19 protein-coding genes and 2 tRNA genes are annotated in these 22778 nt (G+C 70.1%); 6 read left to right on the forward strand and 15 right to left on the reverse strand.

Going from position 1 to position 22778, the window contains the following annotated elements; genetic code table 11:
- The first annotated feature begins 133 nt into the window (after positions 1-133).
- Both ACH4SP_RS20295 and ACH4SP_RS20300 read left to right on the forward strand, forming a co-directional pair.
- Complete coding sequence (locus ACH4SP_RS20295; protein ID WP_398416797.1) at positions 134-955, forward strand: hypothetical protein; 822 nt, start codon at positions 134-136, stop codon at positions 953-955.
- Positions 952-2544: an NADH-ubiquinone oxidoreductase-F iron-sulfur binding region domain-containing protein gene (locus ACH4SP_RS20300; RefSeq protein ID WP_398416799.1), complete on the forward strand. Its 1593-nt coding sequence runs from the start codon at positions 952-954 to the stop codon at positions 2542-2544. The genes ACH4SP_RS20295 and ACH4SP_RS20300 overlap by 4 nt, the downstream gene beginning before the upstream one ends.
- Before the next feature lie 77 nt (positions 2545-2621).
- Here ACH4SP_RS20300 and ACH4SP_RS20305 read toward each other — a convergent pair.
- Positions 2622-2694, reverse strand: a tRNA-Ala gene (locus ACH4SP_RS20305).
- A gap of 158 nt (positions 2695-2852) precedes the next feature.
- On the opposite strand from ACH4SP_RS20305, the gene ACH4SP_RS20310 reads away from it, so the two are divergent.
- The gene (locus ACH4SP_RS20310) at positions 2853-4115 is read left to right on the forward strand and encodes a glycosyltransferase 87 family protein (protein ID WP_398416800.1); all 1263 of its coding nucleotides are present in this window, start codon (positions 2853-2855) and stop codon (positions 4113-4115) included.
- Here ACH4SP_RS20310 and ACH4SP_RS20315 read toward each other — a convergent pair.
- From ACH4SP_RS20315 to ACH4SP_RS20345, 7 genes are all read right to left on the reverse strand, one after another.
- The gene (locus ACH4SP_RS20315; RefSeq protein ID WP_345223059.1) at positions 4094-4267 is read right to left on the reverse strand and encodes a hypothetical protein; all 174 of its coding nucleotides are present in this window, start codon (positions 4265-4267) and stop codon (positions 4094-4096) included. The genes ACH4SP_RS20310 and ACH4SP_RS20315 overlap by 22 nt on opposite strands.
- Before the next feature lie 167 nt (positions 4268-4434).
- Positions 4435-4507, reverse strand: a tRNA-Ala gene (locus tag ACH4SP_RS20320).
- Between the two features lie 136 nt (positions 4508-4643).
- Complete coding sequence (locus tag ACH4SP_RS20325; RefSeq protein ID WP_398417204.1) at positions 4644-5327, reverse strand: histidine phosphatase family protein; 684 nt, start codon at positions 5325-5327, stop codon at positions 4644-4646.
- An 11-nt stretch (positions 5328-5338) separates the two neighbouring features.
- Positions 5339-5788, reverse strand: coding sequence for a ribosome silencing factor (rsfS, locus tag ACH4SP_RS20330; protein WP_398416803.1), 450 nt, complete (start codon positions 5786-5788; stop codon positions 5339-5341).
- 101 nt (positions 5789-5889) lie between these two features.
- Positions 5890-7605: an LCP family protein gene (locus ACH4SP_RS20335; RefSeq protein ID WP_398416805.1), complete on the reverse strand. Its 1716-nt coding sequence runs from the start codon at positions 7603-7605 to the stop codon at positions 5890-5892.
- A gap of 47 nt (positions 7606-7652) precedes the next feature.
- Positions 7653-8327, reverse strand: a complete 675-nt coding sequence (gene nadD, locus ACH4SP_RS20340) for a nicotinate-nucleotide adenylyltransferase (RefSeq protein ID WP_398416806.1) — start codon at positions 8325-8327, stop codon at positions 7653-7655.
- Positions 8328-8377: 50 nt separating this feature from the next.
- The gene (locus ACH4SP_RS20345) at positions 8378-8545 is read right to left on the reverse strand and encodes a hypothetical protein (RefSeq protein ID WP_398416808.1); all 168 of its coding nucleotides are present in this window, start codon (positions 8543-8545) and stop codon (positions 8378-8380) included.
- A gap of 221 nt (positions 8546-8766) precedes the next feature.
- On the opposite strand from ACH4SP_RS20345, the gene ACH4SP_RS20350 reads away from it, so the two are divergent.
- A complete protein-coding gene (locus ACH4SP_RS20350) occupies positions 8767-9885 on the forward strand; it encodes a M48 family metallopeptidase (protein WP_398416809.1) in 1119 nt (372 codons plus the stop codon).
- An 87-nt stretch (positions 9886-9972) separates the two neighbouring features.
- On the opposite strand, the gene ACH4SP_RS20355 is transcribed toward ACH4SP_RS20350, so the two are convergent.
- From ACH4SP_RS20355 to galE, 6 genes are all read right to left on the reverse strand, one after another.
- Entirely contained in the window at positions 9973-11205 is a 1233-nt protein-coding gene (locus ACH4SP_RS20355; RefSeq protein ID WP_398416810.1) for a hypothetical protein, read from the reverse strand.
- 180 nt (positions 11206-11385) lie between these two features.
- Positions 11386-12024: a hypothetical protein gene (locus ACH4SP_RS20360; RefSeq protein WP_398416813.1), complete on the reverse strand. Its 639-nt coding sequence runs from the start codon at positions 12022-12024 to the stop codon at positions 11386-11388.
- 114 nt (positions 12025-12138) lie between these two features.
- Positions 12139-13434 carry a glutamate-5-semialdehyde dehydrogenase gene (locus tag ACH4SP_RS20365; protein WP_398416814.1) on the reverse strand — a complete coding sequence of 432 codons (1296 nt, stop codon included), beginning with the start codon at positions 13432-13434 and terminating at the stop codon, positions 12139-12141.
- A 285-nt stretch (positions 13435-13719) separates the two neighbouring features.
- On the reverse strand, positions 13720-14244 hold the full coding sequence (locus ACH4SP_RS20370) for a hypothetical protein (protein ID WP_398416816.1): 525 nt from the start codon (positions 14242-14244) through the stop codon (positions 13720-13722).
- Positions 14245-14417: 173 nt separating this feature from the next.
- The gene (proB, locus tag ACH4SP_RS20375) at positions 14418-15569 is read right to left on the reverse strand and encodes a glutamate 5-kinase (RefSeq protein ID WP_398416819.1); all 1152 of its coding nucleotides are present in this window, start codon (positions 15567-15569) and stop codon (positions 14418-14420) included.
- A 239-nt stretch (positions 15570-15808) separates the two neighbouring features.
- Positions 15809-16783 (reverse strand): UDP-glucose 4-epimerase GalE, encoded by a 975-nt coding sequence (gene galE / locus ACH4SP_RS20380; RefSeq protein ID WP_398416821.1) that lies wholly within the window; start codon positions 16781-16783, stop codon positions 15809-15811.
- A gap of 190 nt (positions 16784-16973) precedes the next feature.
- Between galE and ACH4SP_RS20385 the strand changes: the two genes are divergently transcribed.
- Entirely contained in the window at positions 16974-19880 is a 2907-nt protein-coding gene (locus ACH4SP_RS20385; protein ID WP_398416824.1) for a CDP-glycerol glycerophosphotransferase family protein, read from the forward strand.
- Positions 19877-21022, forward strand: a complete 1146-nt coding sequence (locus ACH4SP_RS20390) for a glycosyltransferase (RefSeq protein WP_398416826.1) — start codon at positions 19877-19879, stop codon at positions 21020-21022. Before ACH4SP_RS20385 ends, ACH4SP_RS20390 begins: the two co-directional genes overlap by 4 nt.
- Positions 21023-21099: 77 nt before the next feature.
- On the opposite strand, the gene ACH4SP_RS20395 is transcribed toward ACH4SP_RS20390, so the two are convergent.
- Entirely contained in the window at positions 21100-22740 is a 1641-nt protein-coding gene (locus tag ACH4SP_RS20395; RefSeq protein ID WP_398416828.1) for a glycosyltransferase family 2 protein, read from the reverse strand.
- Positions 22741-22778 lie beyond the last annotated feature (38 nt).

The raw sequence follows: 22778 nt of genomic DNA on the forward strand, positions 1-22778 counted from the left end.
AAGGACTGCGGGGCGGACCGTACCCGTCCGCACACCGCGCGCACGGCGGAACCACGAAACCGCCGCCCTCCCCGCACCGCCCCACCTAGCCTCCCGCGACGGGACCACCTTCCCGACCCCCGGAGTCTTTCCCATGAACCCTCTGCCTCCTCGCCCGAACCTGCGCCACAAAGCGGCCGTCGCTCCTCGGCGCCCTCTGCCGCGCGCCCTGCCGGCGGCTGCGCTGCTCCTGCTGCCGCTGCTCGCCCTCCTCGGCGGCGACGGTCTCCGGGCAGCCCTCGACTTCACCACCGGTGTCCTGACCCTCGTCTCACTCACCGCATCCGTCGCCTGGGGACTTCTGGCCACCGACCGACTGCTGCTGAGGCCACGGCACCGGCTGGTCGCGCAGGGAGTGCACCGGGCCACCGCGGTCGCCTCCCTCGGCCTGCTCCTGCTGCACATCACGGTCAAGGCCACCCTCGGGCACGTGTCGCTGCTCGCGGCCCTGCTGCCCTTCGCGGGCGGGCTCTCGGGGACGTCCGTGCTTGTCGGGTTCGGCTCGCTGGCCGGGCTCCTGATGATCGTGGCTGCCACGACGGGCGCCCTGCGCAGTGCCTTCGCGACGCCGGGCCGGATACCCGGCCGCTGGCGCGCGCTCCACATGCTCGCCTACCCCGCCTGGTGCTCGGCCCTCCTGCACGGTCTGTTCACCGGCCGACCGGCCGCTGCCTGGGTGGTCACGATGTACGCCCTGTGCCTGGCCACGGTGGCGGCGGCACTTTCCCTGCGCCTGCTCCCGCCCCGCCTCAAGAGGAGCATCGTCGATGCCACCCTGCTCCCGTCGGACGAGGCTCCGTCCGTACCGCGACAGCGTCGGCCCGTCGATGCCCCGTCGTACGAGCCCCTGCCCGCCCCTCGCCCCGGCTCGGCCGCGCCCCGGCACGCGCACACCCCCACCGGAGAACGCCGTTGAACGCCCCCAACGCCCCCCTGCCCGACGTCCCCCATGTGGTCACCGTCGGCCTCCCCCACCTCACCAGCGGCTTCGACCTCGCCGCCCGTCTCGACCTCGGCACCCACCTGAAGGTCCACGGCCCTCTGGCCCCTGTCACGGGCGAACACCTGGCCACCCTCGCCGAAGAGGTCTCCCTGCTCGGGAAGGGCGGCGCCGGTTTCCCTTTCGCCCGCAAGTTACGAGCGGTGGCCAAGGCCGCCGGTCACCGCGGCGTCCCTCCTGTGGTCGTCGTCAACGCGAGCGAGGGCGAGCCCGCGTGCCGCAAGGACACCGTGCTGATCAACCGCGCCCCGCACCTCGTCCTGGACGGCGCTCTGCTCGCCGCCGAAGCCCTCGGCGCACGCACCCTGCTCGTCGCCGTCACCCGCGACTCCACCGAAGCATCCTTCACCGACGCGTTCGCCGAACGCGGCCTGACCGACCGGCGCATCCGCAACCGCGGCATCCGCGCCCGGATCGTCCGCACCCCCGAGCGCATGGTCTCCGGCGAGGCCTCCGCCGTGATCCGCGCGGCGAACGGTGGCCCCGCCCTGCCCCCCGGCCGCCGCGAACGTGCCGCCGAGTCCGGTGTCGGTGGCGCCCCCACGCTGCTCTCCAACGCCGAGACGTACGCCCAACTCGCCGTCGCCGCACGCCTGGGCCCGCGCCGCTACGCCCGTACCGGCGTCCCGGACGAGCCCGGTACCGTCCTGCTGACCCTCTCCGGCGCCGTCGCCCGCCCACTCGTCGTCGAGGTGCCCTCCGGCGTCCCGCTCGGTTACGTCCTCCAGCTGGCCGGTGCCCCGCCGCTTCCCCAGGGCGTGCTGACCGGCGGCTACCACGGCAGCTGGATCGATGCGTACGCCGCGCACGACGCCGCCGTCTCCCACGCGTCCCTGGCGTCCTTCGGAGGTGCGCTCGGCGCGGGCGCACTGCTCCCGATCGGCCCGGACACCTGCCCCCTGGGCGAGTCGCTGCGCATCGCGAACTGGCTGGCCGCCGAGACCGCCGGTCAGTGCGGCCCCTGCAAACTGGGGCTGCCCGCCGCCGCGGGCGGCCTGTCCGACGTACTGAACGGCGGCGGCCAGGCAGCCCTGGAGGCCCTCCGCGAAGTGGCGCAGGCGGCAAAGGGCAGGGGTGCCTGCAAGCACCCCGACGGTTCGGTCCGCTTCCTGCTGTCCACCCTGAGCGCCTTTACGGACGACCTGGCCGCCCATGTCCTGGGCGGCGGCTGCGGACGCCCCACGACCGGCGTGCTGCCCCTCCCCGGCCCCGCCCAGCACGGCTCCGCCCGCGACGGACGCGGCGCCCCCAGCGGCGAGAAGCTCGCCGTCGACTGGACCCTGTGCCAGGGTCACGGCCTGTGTGCGGACGTCGTCCCCGAGCTGATCCGGCTCGGCCACGACGGCTACCCGGCGCTCGCGGACGCATCCGTGCCGCTCCATCTGAGGCCGCGCGCCCAGCGCGCGGTACGCCGCTGCCCTGCCCTCGCCCTGCGCATCGAGCAGCCCCCGGCCGTGCCGTCCTCGCCGGTTGCGGGCAAGGACCTTGACCGGCGCCGCAGTTGAGGAAGCACCGCCGTTGAGGAAGCACGGCAACACAAAGAAGCGGACCATCCGATCGGATGGTCCGCTTCTTGTTTCTGTGGAGCTAAGGAGAATTGAACTCCTGACCTCCTGCATGCCATGCAGGCGCTCTACCAACTGAGCTATAGCCCCGTGCTGTGCACTTCGTGTCGTTCCCCGTGGTTTCCCCCGGCGACATCGCCAACTTTAGACGGAGAATCGCCGCATCACCAAATCCCTTTCCGCACCCCCTCTGGGCGGTCTCCTCTCGCCCCGACCCCACTCCCTCCGTGACGATACTGTCACCCCACGTGACTGTCATCAGGACTGGGCGGGCCCTTGCCACCCGCAGCCACCGCACCCCTCGTTCCGTGCTCCTGGCAGGGGCGGTCTGCCTTCTCTCCTTCGCCGCGTTCTGGGCCGCCCAGCGTCTGGCACAGGTGTCGATGATCGACCTGACCGTCTACCGGGCGGAGGGGGCGACGGTCCTCGCCGGCGGCGACCTCTATGAGATGCGTGCCACCGCCGCGAACCTCCCGACGACGTACCCGCCCTTCGCCGCCCTGCTGTTCACCCCGCTGCCCCTGCTGGACGACGGCTCGATGCGCACCCTCGCGACAGCGGGCAACCTCGCCCTCCTGGTCGCCCTGGTGCATCTCTCCCTCAAACTGATCGGCCGCGACAGCCCCGCGGCCACTCTGTGGGTGGCGGCCGCCGCGGTCTGGTGCGAGCCCGTCTGGACGACGCTGCGGTACGGGCAGATCAACCTCGCCGTCGCGGTCGCCGTGCTGTGGGACCTCACCCGTCACGACCGGCACAGGTGGGCGGGTGCGGGAATCGGCCTCGCCACGGCGGTGAAACTGACACCGGGACTGTTCGTCGTCTTCCTGCTGCTCACCGGCCTGGCCTGGGCCCGGCGCACCGGTACGTACCGCGACAACCCCTGGTTGCGGCGGGCAGCCGTCGCCGTCGCCGCATTTTCTGCCGCCACCCTCGCCTCGGCAACCCTCCTGCCCCAGGATTCCCGCTCCTTCTGGACCCGGAGAATCTTCGAGTCCACTCGGGTCGGCAACACCGAGGACACCGCCAACCAGTCCCTCGGCGGCCTCCTCGCCCGCCTTCTGCACACCGGTGAACCCGGCCTGTGGTGGGTCGCCGCCGCCGCGCTCGTCGCATCTCTCGGGCTTTGTGCGGCGGTGGCAGCCGCGCTGCGGGGCGAACGGGCCCGGGCCGCACTGACCTGCGCGGTGACGGCGTTGCTGATCAGCCCGATCTCGTGGTCGCACCACTGGGTGTGGTGCGTGCCCCTGGTCCTGTTCCTCGGCGCGGAGTCGGTACGGCACGGGGGCGCGCGACGTGCGGGGGCGTGGGCGGCAGGGGCGGTCTTCTTCTCGTACGCGCTGTGGGCCGTGCCGCACGGCAGGCAGGGGCGTCCCGAGCTGCGCCAGAACTTCGGGGAGTTCACACTGTCGGCGATCTACCCGGCAGTCGGCCTGGCATTTGTCCTGACACATTTTGTCCTGACAAAGGCTTCGGAGGCTCGGGCGCCGGATCAGGCCCTGGCGAAGGAGTAGAAGCGTTTGAGGGTGCAGTGTTCGTCGAGCAGGCGGCCGTAGATGGGCTCGCCCTCCAACTCGCGGTAGGTCTCGATCGGGTCGCCCTTTATGATCAGCGCCCGCGCGCACTCCTCGCACCAGTACTGGTACTCGGAGTTGACTGGTTCCATGTCGCGGACGATCGGCGTACCGCTGCCGCACCAGTCACATTTCCGCCTGTGTGCGCCCATCGTCCCCTCCCCTTCGGCGACCGCCCCTCCGGCGCTCGATTCTGTCACGGCTCCGCAAGGGGGACAGCAAAAGATCCCGCCCCCTGCCGGGGACGGGATCTTGATTGTGGAGCTAAGGAGAATTGAACTCCTGACCTCCTGCATGCCATGCAGGCGCTCTACCAACTGAGCTATAGCCCCGCGTGTTCTTGGTGCTGTGCGGGGTGTTTCCCGCTCTGCGCTGCGAACAAGAAGAACTCTAGCCTGCGACCTGCCGGAAAGTGAAATCCGGGTCGGCCGCCGTCCCTGGGGCGGCCCGGGACGGTCCGGGAACGGTTCAGTCGTCGTCCCCGAGCACGGGTTCCGGAAGCGTCCCGGCGTTGTGCTCCAAGAGCCGCCAGCCTCGGGCGCCCTCGCCGAGGACGGACCAGCAGCAGTTGGAAAGACCGCCCAGGCCCTCCCAGTGGTGCGACTCCAAGCCGAGGAGGCGGCCGATGGTGGTGCGGATGGTACCGCCGTGGCTGACGACGACGAGGGTGCCGCCGTCGGCGAGTTTGTCGGCATGCGCCAGGACGACGGGGGCGGCCCGGTCGGCAACCTCCGTCTCCAGTTCGCCACCGCCGCGCCGGATCGGCTCGCCGCGCTTCCACGCCGCGTACTGCTCGCCGTACTGGGTGACGATCTCGTCGTGCGTGAGACCCTGCCAGGCGCCCGCGTACGTCTCGCGCAGGCCGGCGTCGTGCGTGACCTCAAGCCCGGTCAGGGCGGCCAGTTCAGCGGCCGTGGACGCGGCCCTCTGGAGGTCGGACGCGACGATCGCGTCCGGCTTCAGCGAGGCGAGCAGTCGTGCGGCCCGGCGCGCCTGGGACACTCCGGTCCCGGTCAGCGCGATGTCCGTGCTGCCCTGGAAGCGGCGCTCCAGGTTCCAGGAGGTCTGGCCGTGCCGCCACAGAACGATGCGGCGGCCCCGGTTCCCGCTCGCCGTGCCGCCGCCCGTGGTGTTCGGACCCGTGCTGTTCAGCCCCGTGCTGTTCAGAACCCGTCTCCGTCCAGGTCTCCGTCCAGCTCACCCGCGGGGTTCAGCTTGGCGTGCTCCTCGGCCTTGCCGCGGGTCTTCACCGCGTCCTCGGGCAGAGCGATCTCGGGGCAGTCCTTCCACAGGCGCTCCAGCGCGTAGTAGACGCGCTCCTCGCTGTGCTGGACGTGCACCACGATGTCGACGTAGTCGAGGAGGATCCAGCGGGCCTCGCGGTCACCCTCGCGGCGCACCGGCTTGACGCCGAGCTCCTTGCTGAGCTTCTCCTCGATCTCGTCGACGATCGACTTGACCTGGCGGTCGTTGGGTGCGGAGGCGAGCAGGAAGGCGTCCGTGATGGACAGCACGTCGCTGACGTCGTACGCGATGATGTCGTGCGCGAGCCGGTCGGCGGCCGCCTGTGCGGCGGCGTTGATGAGCTCGATGGAACGGTCAGTGGCGGTCACAAGCAGGCTTTCGTCGGCGGTCGGTGATTACCACAAGGGTCTCACGTACTGCTGACATGCCCCGCCGGAGTTTTCCGGCGGGGCATCGGGCTGCGGGCGGACTATCCCCGCGAGGGCAGCTTGTAGTCCTGGCCCAGCACGACGGAGACCTCCGCGTTCGGAGCGGCGGTGCCCTTCGTCACGGCGGTGGCCGGCAGCCCCAGGGTCTTGGCGACCTCCTCGGCCTTCGGCTTCTGGGCGGCGTCGCCGTAGGTGACCTTCGAGGTCGCCGCGGTGGCCGCGTTCCCTCCGTCGGAGAACGTGTAGCCGCCGTTGACCAGGGTGACCCGGGCTGCCTCTGTCGCCGTCGGCTTTCCACTGCCGTTGCGCACCCCCACCCGTACGGCCGCGCCCTGCTCGGGTGCGGTGGCGACACCGCCGAGGACGGTCTTGACCACCGTGTCGGAGCCGCTGACCCGGCCGTCTGCGCCCACCGGCAGCAGCACCGTCTTGTAGGCGCCCTTCTTGGCGTGCCCGGCAAGCTTGGCCAGGGAGGCGGCGAGGGACTTCTCCGGCAGTGACGGGTCGAGGATCTGGGCGAGGTTGCGGACGGTGACGGCGGCGGTCTGCGGGTCGTCCGAGATCTTCTTCAGGACGCCCTGCATCACTGCCCCGAAGCGGGCCAGCTGCTTGCTCTCGGGCTCGCCCGGTGCGCGGTAGGTGGAGTACGCGACGGCCATCCGGCCGCTGAGGGTCTGCTGGGCGCCCTTGTTCACCAAGGGTGCCGCGCCCTTCTTGGTGTCGGGGACGGCGGTGTCGGTGTCGATCTCGATGTTGCCGACCTGCTCGACGAGGTTCTCCAGGTACGGGGTGTCGAGGCGCCAGGTGCCGCCGACCCGGGTGCCCAGGGCGGTGCCGATGGATTCGCGCGTACCGGTTCCGCCGTCGTCGTGGACGGATTTGGCCAGGGTGGTGGCGACGCCGTTGTCGTCGGCGAGGGTGAGGGTGTTGGGGAGCAGCACGGTGGTGCCCTGCCCGGTGCTGGCGTTGTCGACGAGCAGCACGGTCGACGTCATGCCGGGCTGCTTGGTGTTGTGCAGGTGCAGGGCGATCACGTCACGCTTCTGGGCGCCTGTGGCGACGGGCTTGTCGTCCTTGCCGGAGGACAGGCCGGGCAGCTTGTCGGCGTACCAGAGGTAGCCCACACCTCCCACGACGACGAGCGCGAGGACCACGGCGAGGGCTACGACACGGGAACGGCCCCGGCGCTTGGCCTCCTCGCGGCGTTCGGTGCGGCTCTCGGTGAACTTCAGCCAGTCGATGACGTCTTCGGAGTTCTCGTCCGGTTCCTCGACGAAGGAGAATTGTTCGGTGCCGTACTCGGGGGCGTCGGTCCGACGCTCTCCGGTGGGCGCCTCTTGAGGTGCCTCGCGCGGCGGCTCGGCAGGTGCCGGCCGGGACGGCTGCCGTGCCTGTTGCGGTTCCGGAGCGGGGGTCTGCTGCGGGATCCACTGCTGCTGTTGCTGGGCGGTGTCGTAGCCGTACGCCTCTTGAGGCTGCGGCGCCTGCTGTTGATGTTGCTGGGCGTACGGGTCGAACTGTGTGTGCTGTTGCGGCTGTTGGGCATAGGGGTCGTAGCCGTACGCCTGCTGCTGCGGGGGCGCCTGTTGTTGCTGCTGTGCGTAGGGGTCGTACTGCTGCGGCGTCTGCTGCGTCTGCTGCTGCGCCACCTGCTGGTACACCGGCTGTCCGTACGCGTCGTAGCCGATGATTTCCGGCTGCGGCTGGGCGTACGGGTCCTGCGCGTAAGGGTCGTACGGGTTCTGGCCGTCGTTCACCGGTGCCCCATTTCCGTGCTGTTCCTGCTGCTCCGTGCCGCTCGCCGTCAGTCCCGGTACAACTCGCGCTTGTCGATGTAGCGCACCACGCCGTCGGGCACCAGGTACCAGACCGGGTCGCCCGCGCGCACGCGCGCGCGGCAGTCCGTGGAGGAGATCGCGAGAGCGGGAACTTCCACGAGGGAGACTCCGCCCTCGGGCAGTCCGTCGGACGTGAGGTCGTGGCCGGGGCGGGTGACACCGATGAAGTGTGCGAGGGCGAAGAGTTCTTCGGCGTCGCGCCAGGTGAGGATCTGGGAGAGAGCGTCGGCACCGGTGATGAAGAACAGGTCCGCGTCGGCGTTGAGTGCGCGCAGGTCCCGCAGGGTGTCGATCGTGTACGTCGGGCCGCCGCGGTCGATGTCGATACGGCTGACCGAGAACTGCGGGTTGGACGCGGTCGCGATGACCGTCATCAGATAGCGGTCCTCCGCGGGCGTGACCAGCTTGTGGCTCTTCTGCCACGGCTGTCCGGTCGGCACGAAGACCACCTCGTCGAGGTGGAACAGTGCGGCCACCTCGCTGGCGGCCACCAGGTGCCCGTGGTGGATCGGGTCGAACGTGCCGCCCATGACACCGATCCGGCGCTTGCCCGTGCCGTCGGCGCTGATCGTCGCGGCCGTACCGCGCAGTGTGCCCGTGTCCGTACCGGCCGGGCCGGTAGGCATTACCTGCTCTCCCATGCGTGCAGACCCTACTGGCCCGTGTGTCCGGCCCGGTCCCCCGGTCCGGCTCAGCGGTCCCGGTTGAAGCGGGTGGTGATCCAGAGCAGCAGCATGAGCGCGACGAAAGCGCCGCCGCCCGTGACGAGAGGGCTGAGGGAGGCGTGCTCGTCGACGTGCTTGCCGGCTTCGCCGGAGGCGAGGGTGACGAGGTGGGACGCGGTGCTGTGGAGGCTCATCTTCGGCGGACCTATCGGGAGACGGAGGGGAGACTTCGGCATCATCGTATGCGGCGGTCGCGGGCACGCTCACGCCGACTCAGTCGTTGAGGCGATATCGGCCCTCCGGGCAACCGGCCCGGGTGGGGTGGCGTCAGCATTGGGGAGGCCCCGGAACGCCCCCTTTAGGCTGGGGCCGTCCGGGGGACGGGACATGTCTCGTACGAGAGCAGGGGTCTTTCATGACAGACGGCAATCACGAGCAGGGTCGGGACGACGCGGAGGGGGCCGGGCAGGAGAACCTGCCCGGACGGCAGCGCAGGCGCTTCCCGGGAATCTCCTCCCGGGCGTACGAGCACCCGGCGGACCGGTCCGCCCTCGTGGCACTGCGCAAGCTGAGCGGATTCGACACGGTCTTCAAGGCACTGAGCGGGCTGCTGCCGGAGCGGAGCCTGCGGCTCCTGTTCCTGTCCGACTCGGTGCGGGTGAGTGACGAGCAGTTCGCCCACCTCAACTCCATGCTGCGGGACGCCTGTTACATCCTGGACCTGGAGAAGGTTCCGGCGATGTACGTCACGCAGGACCCGAAGCCCAACGCGATGTGCATCGGCCTCGACGAGCCGATCATCGTGGTGACGACGGGACTGGTGGAGCTCCTCGACGAGGAGGAGATGCGGGCGGTCGTCGGGCACGAGGTCGGCCACGCGCTGTCCGGGCACTCGGTGTACCGGACGATCCTGCTGTTCCTGACGAATCTGGCGCTGAAGGTGGCGTGGATTCCGCTGGGCAACATCGCGATCATGGCGATCGTCACGGCGCTGCGCGAGTGGTTCCGCAAGTCGGAGCTGTCGGCGGACCGCGCGGGGCTGCTGGTGGGCCAGGATCTCCAGGCGTCGATGCGCGGGCTGATGAAGATCGCGGGCGGCAACCACCTGCACGAGATGAACGTGGACGCGTTCCTGAAGCAGGCGGAGGAGTACGAGGCGGGCGGTGACCTGCGCGACTCCGTCCTGAAGATCATGAACGTGCTGCCGCGCTCGCACCCCTTCACGACGGTGCGGGCGGCGGAGCTGAAGAAGTGGTCCGAGAGCCGCGATTACCAGCGGATCATGGACGGCCACTACCCGCGGCGGGACGAGGACAAGGAGACCTCGGTGACGGACTCCTTCAAGGAGTCCGCGGCGCACTACGCGGACACGGTCCGCACCAGCAAGGACCCGTTGATGAAGCTTGTCGGCGACATCGCGGGCGGTGCGGGCGACCTGGGCGGAAAGCTGAGGGGGAAGTTCGGCGGGGGGAACGGTTCCGGTTCCACCGGGTCAGGGTCCGATTCCGGCTCCGGCTCCGGCAACGGGTCCTGAGACGGCTGTTCTGTACGGAGAGCGGGGGGCCGGGGCCGAGCCCTGGCCCCCCGCTCTCTCGCCTCCGAGAGGCCGGATCCTCACTGGTCAGCCCGACTGCGGGGTCGGCACCGACGCCGGGGCCAGGATGCCGCAGAGCGATCCCGTCGGCGCCCCCGTGGCATACGGATCGGTGCCCGCAGGCGCCCCGGAGGGCGCCCCTGCGCCAGGGGCTGTCGCGGGAGCCTTCCGCCCTGCCAGCAGGGGCTGCCAGAACTGTGGTGACGCGCTGGTGCCGCACACCTGCGGGCCGCCGACCGCGTACGAGCCGAGCAGTTCCGCCCGGTGCCGCCGCAGGTCCTCCGCGTCGTAACGGAAATGCAGTTCGCGGCGCACGGTGAACAGGGAGGCGGCGTCGGCCCGTTCGGAGTTGCTGCCGGGGCGGGCCGCCGGGCGCAGCGGGTAGACGAAGGTGTGGTCGGTGGACACGTCGAGGATGTCGGGGCCGACCTCGGTGGCCCGCAGCGTGCCGTTCGCCCGGGCCGCCCCGGCCAGGTCGACCTTGTCGGGGTCGAAGCGGACCATCCAGCCGCCGGCGGCCGCCCCCGTGCCGGAACCGCTTCCGGCCCCGGGTCCCGGTCCGCCCGCCATACCTGCCCCTGCCCCTGTACCCGTGCCCGTGCCCGTGCCCGCGGCGAAGCTTCCGCCCGCCCTGCCCGGGGCGAAACTCGCGTCGAACTGTTCCTGCTGGTCCGGGTCGAGCAGCAGCCGCACCGGCCGGACCGATCCGCCGGTCAGGACGGCCGGGTCGACGGACGACTGGACCAGGTAGTCCTTGGCAATGGTCAGGGCGGCCAGGACCTGGCTCTCCGAGAAGTGCGGTGTGCTCCGGGCGACCGGAAGCTGGATGCCTTCCGCGCCGGTACGGAACTGTGCCGCCGGGCTGTGCAGGAAGAGCTCCGCGGGTTCACCGCCGGGCACCCTTCCCACCGGGACCAGCGGTATGACGGTCGCGCGCAGTGCCTCCGGGTGACGTTCGAAGACGGGCGACACGGGAGTGCGTATGCCCATGTAGACCGCTGTGCTGAAGGCCAGCACCACGAGAAGCATCATCAGGAACACCTGTTTGCGACCGTTGCCCGTTGCCGGGGGTGCGGCGGCCGGGGACAGGGGGCGGACCGCGGGTGCGTGGTCCCCGGCCCGTTCGGACGCTGAGAATTCCTGGAGCCGGGCAGCTCTGACAAACGATTCGTCGAATACGACGGACCGGTAGTCGTCGTCACCACTGTTGGGGAAGCCCTCGGGCGGGGTGCCCTCGGGCGGGTCCGATCGACCTGCCATCGCTTCTCCCTGAGCACTGGGCCCTGCGGTGGGGAGAGAGTCTCCCTTTCAGAGTAGGTCGCGGGAAGCGAAGGTAAACGCCCCGGAACAGCAGAACTTCAGGAGAACTCCCGCCGGATTCCGCCGCGTTGAAGGTTTCGGTGAGAGATTCGGCCATTCCGGAAGATTCGGCCGGAGCATTCAGGGAGTACGGGGTTGGGAAGAGGCGGCCGGGGCCGTGTATTCCGCCGAGGCGGACGGACCGCCTCCGGCTGTGCCCGTTGTAGCGGCCGTGCCGGGCGCCGGAACGTCGACCTCGGTGGCCGCGGGCGAGGGAGCCTGTCCGTCGCGGCTGCCGGACGCACCCCGGTACACGGCGGCGAAGGCGAACGCGACCATGCCGATGCCCATCAGCAGGGCGAGGAGCCAGGCGACGGGGCGGTGCCAGCGCGAGGAGTTGCGGTACGGGCGCAGGGCGCCGCCGTGCCGCCCGTAGGGTCCGTACGGCCCTACGAAAACCCCGTTCGCGTAAACGTCGCGGGCGTCGCCGTCGTCGTGGCCGCCGTCACCGTACGGCGCGTACGGATCGCGTCCGTCGGACGGGTCCCAAGGGTCGTCGTCGGGGCGCTGGCCCGCCCGGGTACGGGCTGCGGCATCAGCGTCGGCGCGCGCTTCGGCGGCCGCCAACAGCCGCTCCACCGCGCTCGGTTCATGAATTTCGGCGGCTTTGACGAAGGCCTCGTCGAAAACCACGGAGGCGAAGTCCTCGTCCGCGCCCCCGCGGTCGTCGTCGGGCTCCCAGCCATCCGAGAACGGCTTGCCCTCCACGTCGTCCGGCACCCGTTCAGCGTAGACCCGGTCGGTCGTTTTGGGCAGAGAACGGGCAGAGCGGGAAGGGCCGACAGAGGCTGCGGAGGAGCGGCCGAGGGGCGGAAGAAGGAAACGAGGAGCGGGTCAGCGGATGTGGCCGTCACCCGTCACGATGTACTTCGTGGACGTCAGCTCGGGCAGCCCCATCGGCCCCCGCGCGTGCAACTTCTGTGTGGAGATGCCGATTTCGGCGCCGAAGCCGAACTGTCCGCCGTCGGTGAAGCGGGTGGACGCGTTCACCGTGACCGTCGTGGAGTCGACGAGCTGGGTGAAGCGGCGGGCGGCGGCCTGCGAGGTGGTGACGATGGCCTCGGTGTGCCCGGAGGACCAGCGGCGGATGTGCGCGACGGCGGCGTCGAGGGAGTCGACAACGGCTGCGGCGATGTCGTACGAGAGGTACTCGGTCTCCCAGTCCTCCTCGACGGCCGGTACGACGGTGGCCTTCGAACCCCCGGCAAATGTCAGGACATTCGCATCCGCGTGGACGGTGACTCCGGCCTCTGCGAGGGCGTCCAGCGCACGGGGCAGGAAGGTGTCCGCGATGTCCTTGTGGACGAGGAGGGTCTCGGCGGCGTTGCAGACGCTGACGCGGTGTGCCTTGGAGTTGACCAGGATGTCGACGGCCATGTCGAGGTCGGCGGTTGCGTCCACGTACACATGGCAGTTGCCGGTGCCCGTCTCGATGACGGGGACGGTGGACTCCTCGACGACGGTACGGATCAGGGAGGCGCCGCCGCGCGGGATGAGGACGTCGACCAGGCCGCGGGCGCGCATCAACTCGCGTACCGAATCGCGGGATTCGCCGGGGACGAGCTGTACGGCGTCGGCGGGCAGTCCTGCTTCTTCGAGGGCGTCGCGGACCACACCCACCAGTGCGGTGTTGGAGGCGTATGCCGAGGAGGAGCCGCGCAGCAGTACCGCGTTGCCGGACTTGAGGCACAGGGCGGCGGCGTCGACGGTGACGTTGGGGCGCGCCTCATAGATGATGCCGACGACGCCGAGCGGTACCCGTACCTGTCGCAGGTCGATCCCGTTGGGCAGGGTCGAGCCGCGCACCACCTCGCCGACCGGGTCGGGCAGTGCCGCCACGTCCCGTACGTCGGAGGCGATGGCCCGCACACGCTCGGGGGTGAGGGTGAGGCGGTCGACGACCGATTCCGCGGTGCCGGCCTCCCGGGCGCGGGTGACGTCCTCCCCGTTGGCGGCGACGATCTCGTCCGTACGGGCGAGGAGGGCGTCGGCGACGGCGAGGAGGGCCGCGTCCTTCGCGGCACGCGGCAGCGGGGCGAGCGCGGCGGCGGCCTCCCGGGCCCGGGAGGCGGCGGCGAGGACCGGGGAACGGTCGGCGGTGGCGTCGGCGGGAGCGGTGTGCGAGGTCATGTCCGCAGGGTAATCCGGTGACACCGGCGGTCCGTCCGCCGTCCCGGACTCCGAGACGCCACGGGACGGTCGGCGGACCGCCCCACGGCCACCCCGGGCGCCCCAGGCGCCCATGGAACCCACAGGGCGCCACAAGACCCCACAGGTCACCGCAGGCCACCACCGGACCCGGGTCCTCAACCCTGTCGCGTCCCGGCTCAGCACAAGGGCACGCCGGGCTCAGCACAAGGCCACGTGAGACTCAGTGCCGGTGCACGCCGGGCTCAGTACCCGTGCACCTCGGGCTCAGTACGGGTGTACGCCGACGGGTGCCGCCGGGGGTGGTCCGTATCCCTCGGCGACCCGCTGGTGGTAGGTGTCGCGGTCGATGACTTCGAGGCCGACGATCTCCCAGGGCGGCAGCTTCGCCGTCGACCGGTGTTCGCCCCACAGGCGCAGGGCGACGGCCGCGGCGTCGTGCAGGTCGCGGGCCTCTTCCCAGTAGCGGATCTCCGCGTGGTCGCCCGCGTAGCGGCTGGTCAGCAGGAAGGGGTGGTCGTGGGCGAGCTGTTCGAGGCCGCGGCGCACCTCTTTGAGGGGCGTCTCGGCGCCCGAGACGCTGAGCGTGATGTACCAGAGGCGGGACTCCTCCGTGTCCTGCCGACGCCGGCCGGGGCGGGGTTCCCTGCCGTCTGCGGCATCGGCGGCGTCGGGGCCGTCCCGGCCGTCGTCGAAGTCTTCGCCGTCGTCGAAGTCCGCGCCCGCCCCGACGCTCGTCAAGGCTCGCTCGGCTGTCCCTCGGGGCGGCGCCCCCGGGCGCGCTCGTCTCACCGGCGGCCTCCTGATGCGTTTGTGTGCTGTACCCCCGCAACAAAGTTGACCAGTCCTGGGCCGGATGCGGGGGGTTTTCCTGAAGGTCTCCACCGGGAGGCTGGACTTTCGGCCGTTTCGTGGACGCCCGGAGGGGATTCGGGGACGCTTCGGCGGCCGTGCCGGCCTGTCTGTCAGCGGTGCAGCAGCACCAGGTCGTCGCGGTGCACGACCTCGCGTTCGTACGCGGGCCCGAGTTCCCTGGCGAGGTCGCGGGTGGAGCGGCCGAGCAGCTGCGGGAGTTCCTTCGCGTCGAAGTTGACCAGGCCGCGGGCGACGGCCCGGCCGGTGCTGTCGCGCAGCTCCACCGGGTCGCCCGCGCCGAAGTCGCCCTCGACCGCGGCGATCCCGGCGGGCAGCAGCGACGTGCGCCGCTCGACGACGGCCCGTACCGCCCCGTCGTCGAGGGTGAGGGCGCCCTGTGGGGTGGAGGCGTGCGCGAGCCACAGCAGCCGGTCCGCGCTGCGGCGGCCGGTGCGGTGGAAGTAGGTGCCGGTGTCGCGTCCGGCGAGGGCGTCGGCGGCGTACGTGGCGGAGGTGAGGACGACGGGGATGCCGGCGGCGGCGGCGATGCGGGCGGCCTCGACCTTGGTGACCATGCCGCCGGTGCCGACGCCCGCCTTGCCCGCGCTGCCGATCTGGACGTGGGCGATGTCGTCGGGTCCTGTGACCTCGGCGATGCGGGAGGTGCCGGGCTTGGCCGGATCTCCGTCGTACAGACCGTCGACGTCCGAAAGGAGCACCAGCAGATCGGCGCGCACGAGGTGGGCGACGAGGGCGGCGAGCCTGTCGTTGTCGCCGAACCGGATCTCGTCCGTGGCGACGGTGTCGTTCTCGTTGACGACCGGCAGGGCGCCCATGGCGAGGAGCTGGTCGAGGGTCCGGTAGGCGTTGCGGTAGTGGGCGCGGCGGCTGGTGTCGGTGCTGGTGAGCAGCACTTGGCCGACGCGGACGCCGTAGCGGGCGAAGGAGGCGGTGTAGCGGGCGACGAGGAGGCCCTGGCCGACGCTGGCGGCGGCCTGCTGGCGGGCCAGGTCCTTGGGGCGGCGGGCGAGGCCGAGGGGGGCGAGCCCGGCGGCGATGGCGCCGGAGGAGACCAGCACGATCTCCCGGGCGCCACCGCTTCTGACCTTGGCGAGTACGTCGACGAGGGCGTCCACCCGGTCGGCGTCCAGGCCGCCCGTTGCGGTCGTCAGCGAGGAGGAGCCGACCTTGATCACGACTCTGCGTGCTTCGGTGACGCCCTGCCTCGTGCCCTGTACCGCCCGGCCGCTTTCCCCTGACACGTACGTCATCCCCTTGCTCAGCCCTGTTTCCCGCAATGTACGTGAGGGGGGCGCCGTGCCGCCTTCGGGTTCCGGTCCACGGACACCCGGGCCGGGTGTCCGGTGGCGGACGCGGGACGGCGGGCCCCGGAAGGTTCCGGGGCCCGCCGTCGGGTCGTGGTGCTGTCGGACTGTGGTGCTGTCGGGCTGTTGTGGCCCTCAAGATGTGGTGGGCGTCAACCCGTCGAGGTCGCGGCCGGTCAGCCCTGCGGGTGGCGGTGGCGCCAGCCCGCCCACGCCGACTCGACCATGTCCCGTACGCCGTAGCGGGCTTCCCAGTCCAGTTCGGTGTGGATCCGGTCGGCGGAGGCGACGACCCGGGCGGGGTCGCCGGCCCGGCGCGGGGCGACTTCGGCCTTGATGTCCTGGCGGCCGCTGACCTCGCGGATGATGTCGATCATCTCGGCGACCGAGACGCCTTCGCCCTTGCCGATGTTGAGGATCAGCCGGGCGTCGGGGTCGGCGACCAGCTTGCGGGCGGCGGCGACGTGCGCGGAGGCGATGTCGGCGACGTGGATGTAGTCGCGGACGCAGGTGCCGTCGGGGGTCGGGTAGTCGTCGCCGAAGATCAGCGGCGACTTGTCGGCGTCGAGCCGTTCGAACACCATCGGTACGAGGTTGAAGATCCCGGGGTCGCCGAGTTCGGGCGATGCGGCGCCCGCGACGTTGAAGTAGCGCATGCAGGCGGTGGCCATGCCGTGTGCCTTGCCGACGGCCTCGACCATCCACTCACCGGCCAGCTTGGTCTCGCCGTACGGGCTCATGGGCAGGCAGGGGGTGTCCTCGGTGACGAGGTCGACGTCGGGCATGCCGTACACGGCGGCGGAGGACGAGAAGAGGAACTGCTTCACACCGGCGGCCGCGGAGGCCTCCAGCACGGTCTGCAGTCCGACCACGTTCTCGTGGTAATAGAACAGCGGTCGCTCAACGGATTCGCCGACCTGCTTCTTCGCGGCGATATGCACCACACCCGTGACGGTGTGCCTGCGCAGTACGTCGTCGAGGAGCGGGCGGTCGAGCACCGAGCCGCGCTCCAGGGGAACACCCGCGGGAATACGGGCCACGTCTCCGGTACTCAGGTCGTCCAGCACGACGACGCTTTCCCCGCCTTCGGCGAGCGCCTTTACCACGTGTGAACCGATGTATCCCGCACCGCCAGTTACCAGCCAAGTCATAGAGGCACTATACAGAGGCGCAATGATCACTGATCAAGGCATCTCTGGGCAGGGGCCGGGCGCCTTCGCCCGTAGGCTAGCCTGGCCAGGAGTGTCGAAATCCTTCAAGGCTCATCTAGTTGGCCGTCCCTCACCCACCGCAGTTGTGAGGGATCAGTAATCGAAACGTACCGAGGACGTGAACACAGAGGTGGCCTTGTCAAGCCCGTCTCCCTCGCCGGACAGCCTGCCGACGACCGTGCCGGACATCAGTGTTGTCGTCATCGTTTACAACGATGCCGACCGGTTGCCCGCCGCCGTGCAGTCGGTCCTGGATCAGACGCTGCACAACGTCGAAGTGATCGTCGCGGACGACTGCTCCACCGACGGTTCGTATGCCGTGGCCAGGAGCCTCGCGGCCGAACACCCCGACCGGGTCCGGGCGATCCAACTGGAGGAGAACAGCGGCGGTTGCGGCGAGCCGCGCAACCAGGGCATCGCAGTGACCCGCGGCCGCTATGTGATGTTCCTCGACAGTGACGACACGCTTGAGCTCAACGCGTGCCGCAACATGCTGGAGGCCGCCGAGAGCACCGGTGCGGACCTGGTGTCCGGCATGTGTCTGCGGGTCCACGTCGACAGCCGGCACGGCAAGACGACCGAGTGGTACCGCTGGCTCTACAACTCCACGCGCACGATCGACTCCGTTGCGGAACTCCCCGACCTGCTGGTATTCGACACCCTGTCGACCAACAAGTGTTACCGGCGCGAATTCCTGATCGAAAGCAACCTCACTTTCCCGAAGCGGATTCATTACGAGGACCTGCTTTTCTCCGCCCAGGCATATCTGGCGGCTTCCCGCATCACCCTCATTCCGAACACGGTCTATTACTGGAATGTGGTCGAGAAGACCGAGAAAAAATCGATCAGTAATCGCCGCAATGAGATCAACAACTTTGCGGACCGGGTGGAGATCCACCGTCGGATCGACAAAATCCTCAAGTCCCGCTCCATGGACGACCTAAAGCTTCACAAGGACATCAAGTTCCTGAAGCACGATCTGGTCCTCTACTTGCGCGAACTGCCGTTCCTGGACGACGACTACCGGCACGCCTTCGCCGAGATGGCCCGCAGTTACGTCCAGAGCTTCGCCCCCGAGGCGTACAACGAACTGCACCCCGCCCACGCGATCTGCGCGTACCTCCTCCTCCAGGAGGACTGGGACAACCTGATGCCCGCGATCGACATGCTCCTCAACAGGAACAAGCTCGCGGTGCCGCTGGTGGAGAAGGACGGCCGGATCTACTGGTGCGAGGAGCACCTGGAGGACCCGCACGCCCGCACCCTGCTCGACGTGACCGACCTCGGCTACCACACCAGGCCGGTCGAGCGGCTGGACCTGCGCAACAGCCTGACCGGCTACGACGAGAGGCCCACCGAGGTCGTGCTCGGCGGTGCGGTCGTCAATCCGCTGGACAGGATCAAGCCCGACTCGAAGCTGTCCGCCGAGATCGTCCTCAAGGCGCGCCGCACCAGCCTCCAGACGTTCCGCTTCCCCGTCCGCAGCCTCCGTGTCGACGGCGACCGGGTGCGTTGGGAAGCGTCCCTGCCGCTGGCCAAGGAGCTGCGTCCGCTGGGCATCGTGGACGACGTCTGGAACGTCCGGATGCATCTGTCGATCGACGGCCGCACCACGGTGAGCGCCGTCACCGTCGGCTCCGCCGACATCGAGCGGACCGGCATCATCCAGGTCAGGCCCCGGCTGACGCGGCTGGCGGGCGACCGCATAGAGGCGGAGGTCTCCGGGCGCGGTCACCTGGCGTTCCACATCGTGCAGCACAGCACCGCCTCGCAGAAGGCGCGTGCGCTGATCCGCGACAACATGGACAGCCTGCCCGCCCGGATCGCCAAGAAGACGTACCGCAAGGCCCGTGACGTACGCAAGGACCTCAACTCCGGCGCCCGCAAGATCGACGGCTACCACCGCATGATCAAGGCGTTGCCCATTCGCAAGGGCACCGTCGTCTTCGAGAGCCACCTCGGCAAGCAGTACAGCGACAGCCCCCGCGCCATCTATGAGGAGCTGAAGCGGCGCGGCGCCCCGATCCACGCGATCTGGTCGTACGCGGGCGCGAAGCCGACCGGTTTCCCGGACGACGTGGAACTGGTGCAGAGGTGGTCCTGGAAGTATCTGAAGGCGCTCGCGCAGGCCGAGTTCTGGATCGACAACCAGGGCTTCCCGCTGAAGCTCCGCAAGCGTCCCGAGACGACGTACATCCAGACCTGGCACGGTTCCGCGCTCAAGCGCATGGGCTTCGACGAGCCCGGCTACCGGCTGATGTCGGAGGGCGAGCAGGCCGCGTACCAGGCGTCGCTGGACCGGTTCGACCACTTCGTGGTGCGTACCGAGCACGACGTGAGCACGCTGGCACGCGCGTACCGGATGCCGGAGAGCAAGCTGCTGCGCACCGGCTACCCGCGCAACGACGCCCTGGTGAAGGCGCGTGACGCCTCTGTGGAGAGCCCGCAGGTGAAGGAGGTCAAGGAACGCCTGGGCATCCGCCCGGACCTGCCGGTGGTGCTGTACGCGCCGACGTTCCGGGCCAACGCCCAGGGCAAGGTGCAGAAGTTCGAGTTCCCCTTCGAGATCGAGAAGTTCGCCGAGCACTTCGGGGACAGGTTCACGCTCCTGGTGCGCACGCACTACCTGAACCAGGTGTCGCTGCCGCCGGCGATGGCGGGGCGGGTCGTCAACGTCTCGGAGGAGCCGGACATCACGCCGCTGCTTCTGGCCTCGGACGTGCTGATCACGGACTACTCCTCCGTGATGTTCGACTACGCGCTGCTGCAGCGGCCGATGGTCTTCTTCGCGTACGACTGGGAGGAGTACTCGCAGGACATCCGCGGCACGTACTTCAACCTCCTGGAGACGGCGCCGGGCCCCGTGCCGCGCGACGAGGAGTCGCTGTACGAGGTGCTGGAGGACCTGGACGGTGTGCGGACGCAGTACGGGCCGCAGGTGAAGGAGTTCGTGGACAAGTACGGCGAGTACGACCACGGTGACGCCGCAGCCCGGATCGCCGACCGCTTCTTCGGAGGAAAGGGCCGGGCCAGGTGACTCGACGCGACATCTTCTTCGTGGCCAACGAGGTCGACGAGCTCGGCGGGGTGGCCCGCTGGCAGGCCCAGATGGCGTCCTTGCTGGCCGGGCTCGGGCACCGGGTCACGCTCGTCGGCATCGCGCCGGCCGAGGTCGCCATGAACCTCGGGGAGGACCCCCCGTTCAAGACGGTGACGCTGTACGACGTCAGGCCCGAGGGCCGCAAGCCCGTCGCCGGGCTGCGCGGCACGGTCGACATGACCGCCCGCCTCCACAACTCGCGGCGCGAGGCCGGGATGCGGGAGGCCTCCGCGAAGCTGTCCCGGATGTTCCGGACGGCCGCACCCGGCGCGATGATCGTCGTGACCCAGGTGTGGGCGATGGAGTGGGTGGCGCTCGCCGACACCGCAGGGCACCCGGTCGTCGGGATGAGCCACGAGAGTTACGAGTACTCCCGGCAGTCCTCCCGTTTCGGGCGCGTCCAGCAGCACTTCAAGGACGTGGACCGGCTGCTGCTGCTCACGCAGGAGGACGCCGACCTGTGGGCGGTGAAGGGGCTCAACAACGTCGGGTTCATGCCGAACCCGCTGCCGATGATGCCGGAGACCGTCTCGCCCCGTACGGAGAAGACCGTCGTCAGCATCGGGCGGCTCAGCCACCAGAAGGGCCTCGACATGATGCTCGACGCCTGGGCGGAGGCCTCCGCGCAGGTGCCGGGCTGGAAGCTGAAGCTGTACGGCGCCGGGGAGCTTGAGCAGTCGCTCAAGAAGCAGGCCACGGATCTCGGCCTGGACGGTTCGGTGGAGTGGGCCGGGCAGACCCGTGACGTGGTCGGTGCGCTGCACGGGGCGTCCGTCTTCGCGCAGTCCTCGCGCGGCGAGGGCTTTCCGCTCGCGCTGCTGGAGGCCATGGCGTGCGGAGTGCCGTGCGTGGCGTTCGACTGTGCGCCGGGCGTGCACGAGATCGTCCAGGACGGTGTGGACGGGTTGCTGGCCCGGCCCGGCAACACCCCTGAGCTGTCGCGGCAGTTGGTGCGGATGATGCAGGACCAGGAGATGCGGGACCGGATGGGCGACCTGGCCCGGGAGAACGTGCAGCGGTACTCCCCCGAGTCGATCACCCAGCGGTGGGAAGAGCTCTTCACGTTCTTGGAGCGGTAGCCACCGCGACCTCAAAGAGGGGAGGGGCCCTGTCCGCAGCCGCGGGCAGGGCCCCTCTCTTTCTCTCCTTCTCCGTGCTACTTCACCTTGCGCGCCAGCCTCTTGAGGCGGCGGCCCGCGACGTCGATTCCGCCCTGTACGCCGCCGACCACGCGCACCATCAGGGCCTGCCGCGGCGTCACGTGTGCCTGTACGAGCAGGGGCAGACCGGCGCCGAGGACGACACTGCGCCGGGCCGCGCCCGGGGCGGCGGCCCGCACTTCGGCGGGGATGCGGGTGCCGTCGGCGCACACGATTTCGGCGCGCACCCGCCAGCACATCAGCCGTTCGTGGACCGCCAGGTCACGTGTCCTCACGGCGAATTCCGCCTGCCAGGCTCCGGCGCCCGCGAACCGCAGGGGCTGCTCGCGCTCCAGGGCGGGACGGTCCTCCCGCTGGTCGACGAGGCGCAGCACGGCCCGTTGTGGCTTCAACGGGCCGAGCAGGCCGTGCAGTTCCCGTACGGTCAGAGTGAACCCGAGCGAGCGACCGACGGCCACGGTGCCGTTGACGGTCAACGGGAGTTTCCCGGGGGGCAGTTCGGTGAGCCCGTCGAGTTCCACCTCGGGCAGTCCTTCGGCGAGCACCGGTTGGCCGGAGTCCGTCGTGTACGACGGCGGCAGCAGCCGGGGCGGCTGCGCGGCCAGTGCCACGACGCGTTCCAGTTCGGCCGGGGCCTGCCAGGCGACGACGGCGCGGGCCAGCCAGCGGGAGGGTGCTTCGGCGGCCGTGTACGCCGTCTCGTCGAAGGCGGCGAGGTATGCGCGTGTGGCACGCCACCAGTCGGCCCGGTAGGCGGCGCTGCGCTGCGGCAGCTCCCGTACGTACATGGGCAGGTCGTAGTCGAGGAACTTTGTCTGTGCGGCCGTCGCGAGCGTGTCGAGGCCGGCTTTGCGGAACACCTCGACGACGCGGCGGTGGGCCTCCACGCGATGTTCCCAGTTGGCGATGGTGGCTCGGCGCAGGGAGATGGAGAGTTCGGCGGCGTCCCGGCGGACGTGCCACACGTACACCGGGGTGGCGACGACCGCGGTGCGGGGGGCTGCCGCGTACACCTGTGCGGTGAAGACAAAGTCCTCGTAGTGGAAGGCGCCGTCGGGGAAGCGGACGGTGTGCTCGGTGAGGAAGTCGCGGCGGTAGAGCTTGTTGACGGAGAGCGTGTCGAGGAGGAACTCGGGGTGGGCGCCGATGCCGTCCATGACGGTGCCCGGCAGGGTGGCACCGGCTGCGGGGTCGTAGAGGCCGGGGGCCCACACGGTGTCGCGGTCCTCGGGAAGTTCCCGGCGCACGCACTGGCCCGCGACCATGTCGACGCCGTCGGCGGCGGCCAGCAGGGCGTCCACCGCGCCCGCCGGGTAGACGTCGTCGCTGTCGAGGAACATCACGTACGGGTGTGTGGCGGCGGTGATGCCGTCGTTGCGGGGGCTGCCGCAGCCGCCGCTGTTCTCCGTGCGGTGCAGGGGCCTGACCTGGGGGTGCCGGGCGGCGAGTGCGTCGACTGCCGCACGGGTGTTGTCGGTGGAAGCGTCGTTGACCACGATCACCTCGCCGACGGCGGTGCCCTGTGCGAGCACGGACTCGACGGCCGTGGCGATGTGGGCGGCGTCGTTGTAGACGATGACGACGACGCTGACCGTACCGTCCGCGTTGCCCACAAGGTCCGTTGTGCGGGATTCCACCGTGCCACTCCCCTGGGTCGTTGCTGTCCTCTCCCATC

It is taken from the genome of Streptomyces sp. NPDC021093, from assembly GCF_044333135.1.
Taxonomy (GTDB): Bacteria; Actinomycetota; Actinomycetes; order Streptomycetales; family Streptomycetaceae; genus Streptomyces.

Excerpts from the sequence above, each read along its gene's own strand:
- ACH4SP_RS20295 (WP_398416797.1), top strand. The coding sequence starts at position 134 with ATGAACCCTCTGCCTCCTCGCCCGAACCTGCGCCACAAAGCGGCCGTC.
- ACH4SP_RS20315 (WP_345223059.1), bottom strand. The coding sequence starts at position 4,267 with ATGGAACCAGTCAACTCCGAGTACCAGTACTGGTGCGAGGAGTGCGCG.
- nadD (WP_398416806.1), bottom strand. The coding sequence starts at position 8,327 with ATGGGAGAGCAGGTAATGCCTACCGGCCCGGCCGGTACGGACACGGGC.
- ACH4SP_RS20345 (WP_398416808.1), bottom strand. The coding sequence starts at position 8,545 with ATGAGCCTCCACAGCACCGCGTCCCACCTCGTCACCCTCGCCTCCGGC.
- ACH4SP_RS20350 (WP_398416809.1), top strand. The coding sequence starts at position 8,767 with ATGACAGACGGCAATCACGAGCAGGGTCGGGACGACGCGGAGGGGGCC.
- ACH4SP_RS20355 (WP_398416810.1), bottom strand. The coding sequence starts at position 11,205 with ATGGCAGGTCGATCGGACCCGCCCGAGGGCACCCCGCCCGAGGGCTTC.
- ACH4SP_RS20365 (WP_398416814.1), bottom strand. The coding sequence starts at position 13,434 with ATGACCTCGCACACCGCTCCCGCCGACGCCACCGCCGACCGTTCCCCG.
- galE (WP_398416821.1), bottom strand. The coding sequence starts at position 16,783 with ATGACTTGGCTGGTAACTGGCGGTGCGGGATACATCGGTTCACACGTG.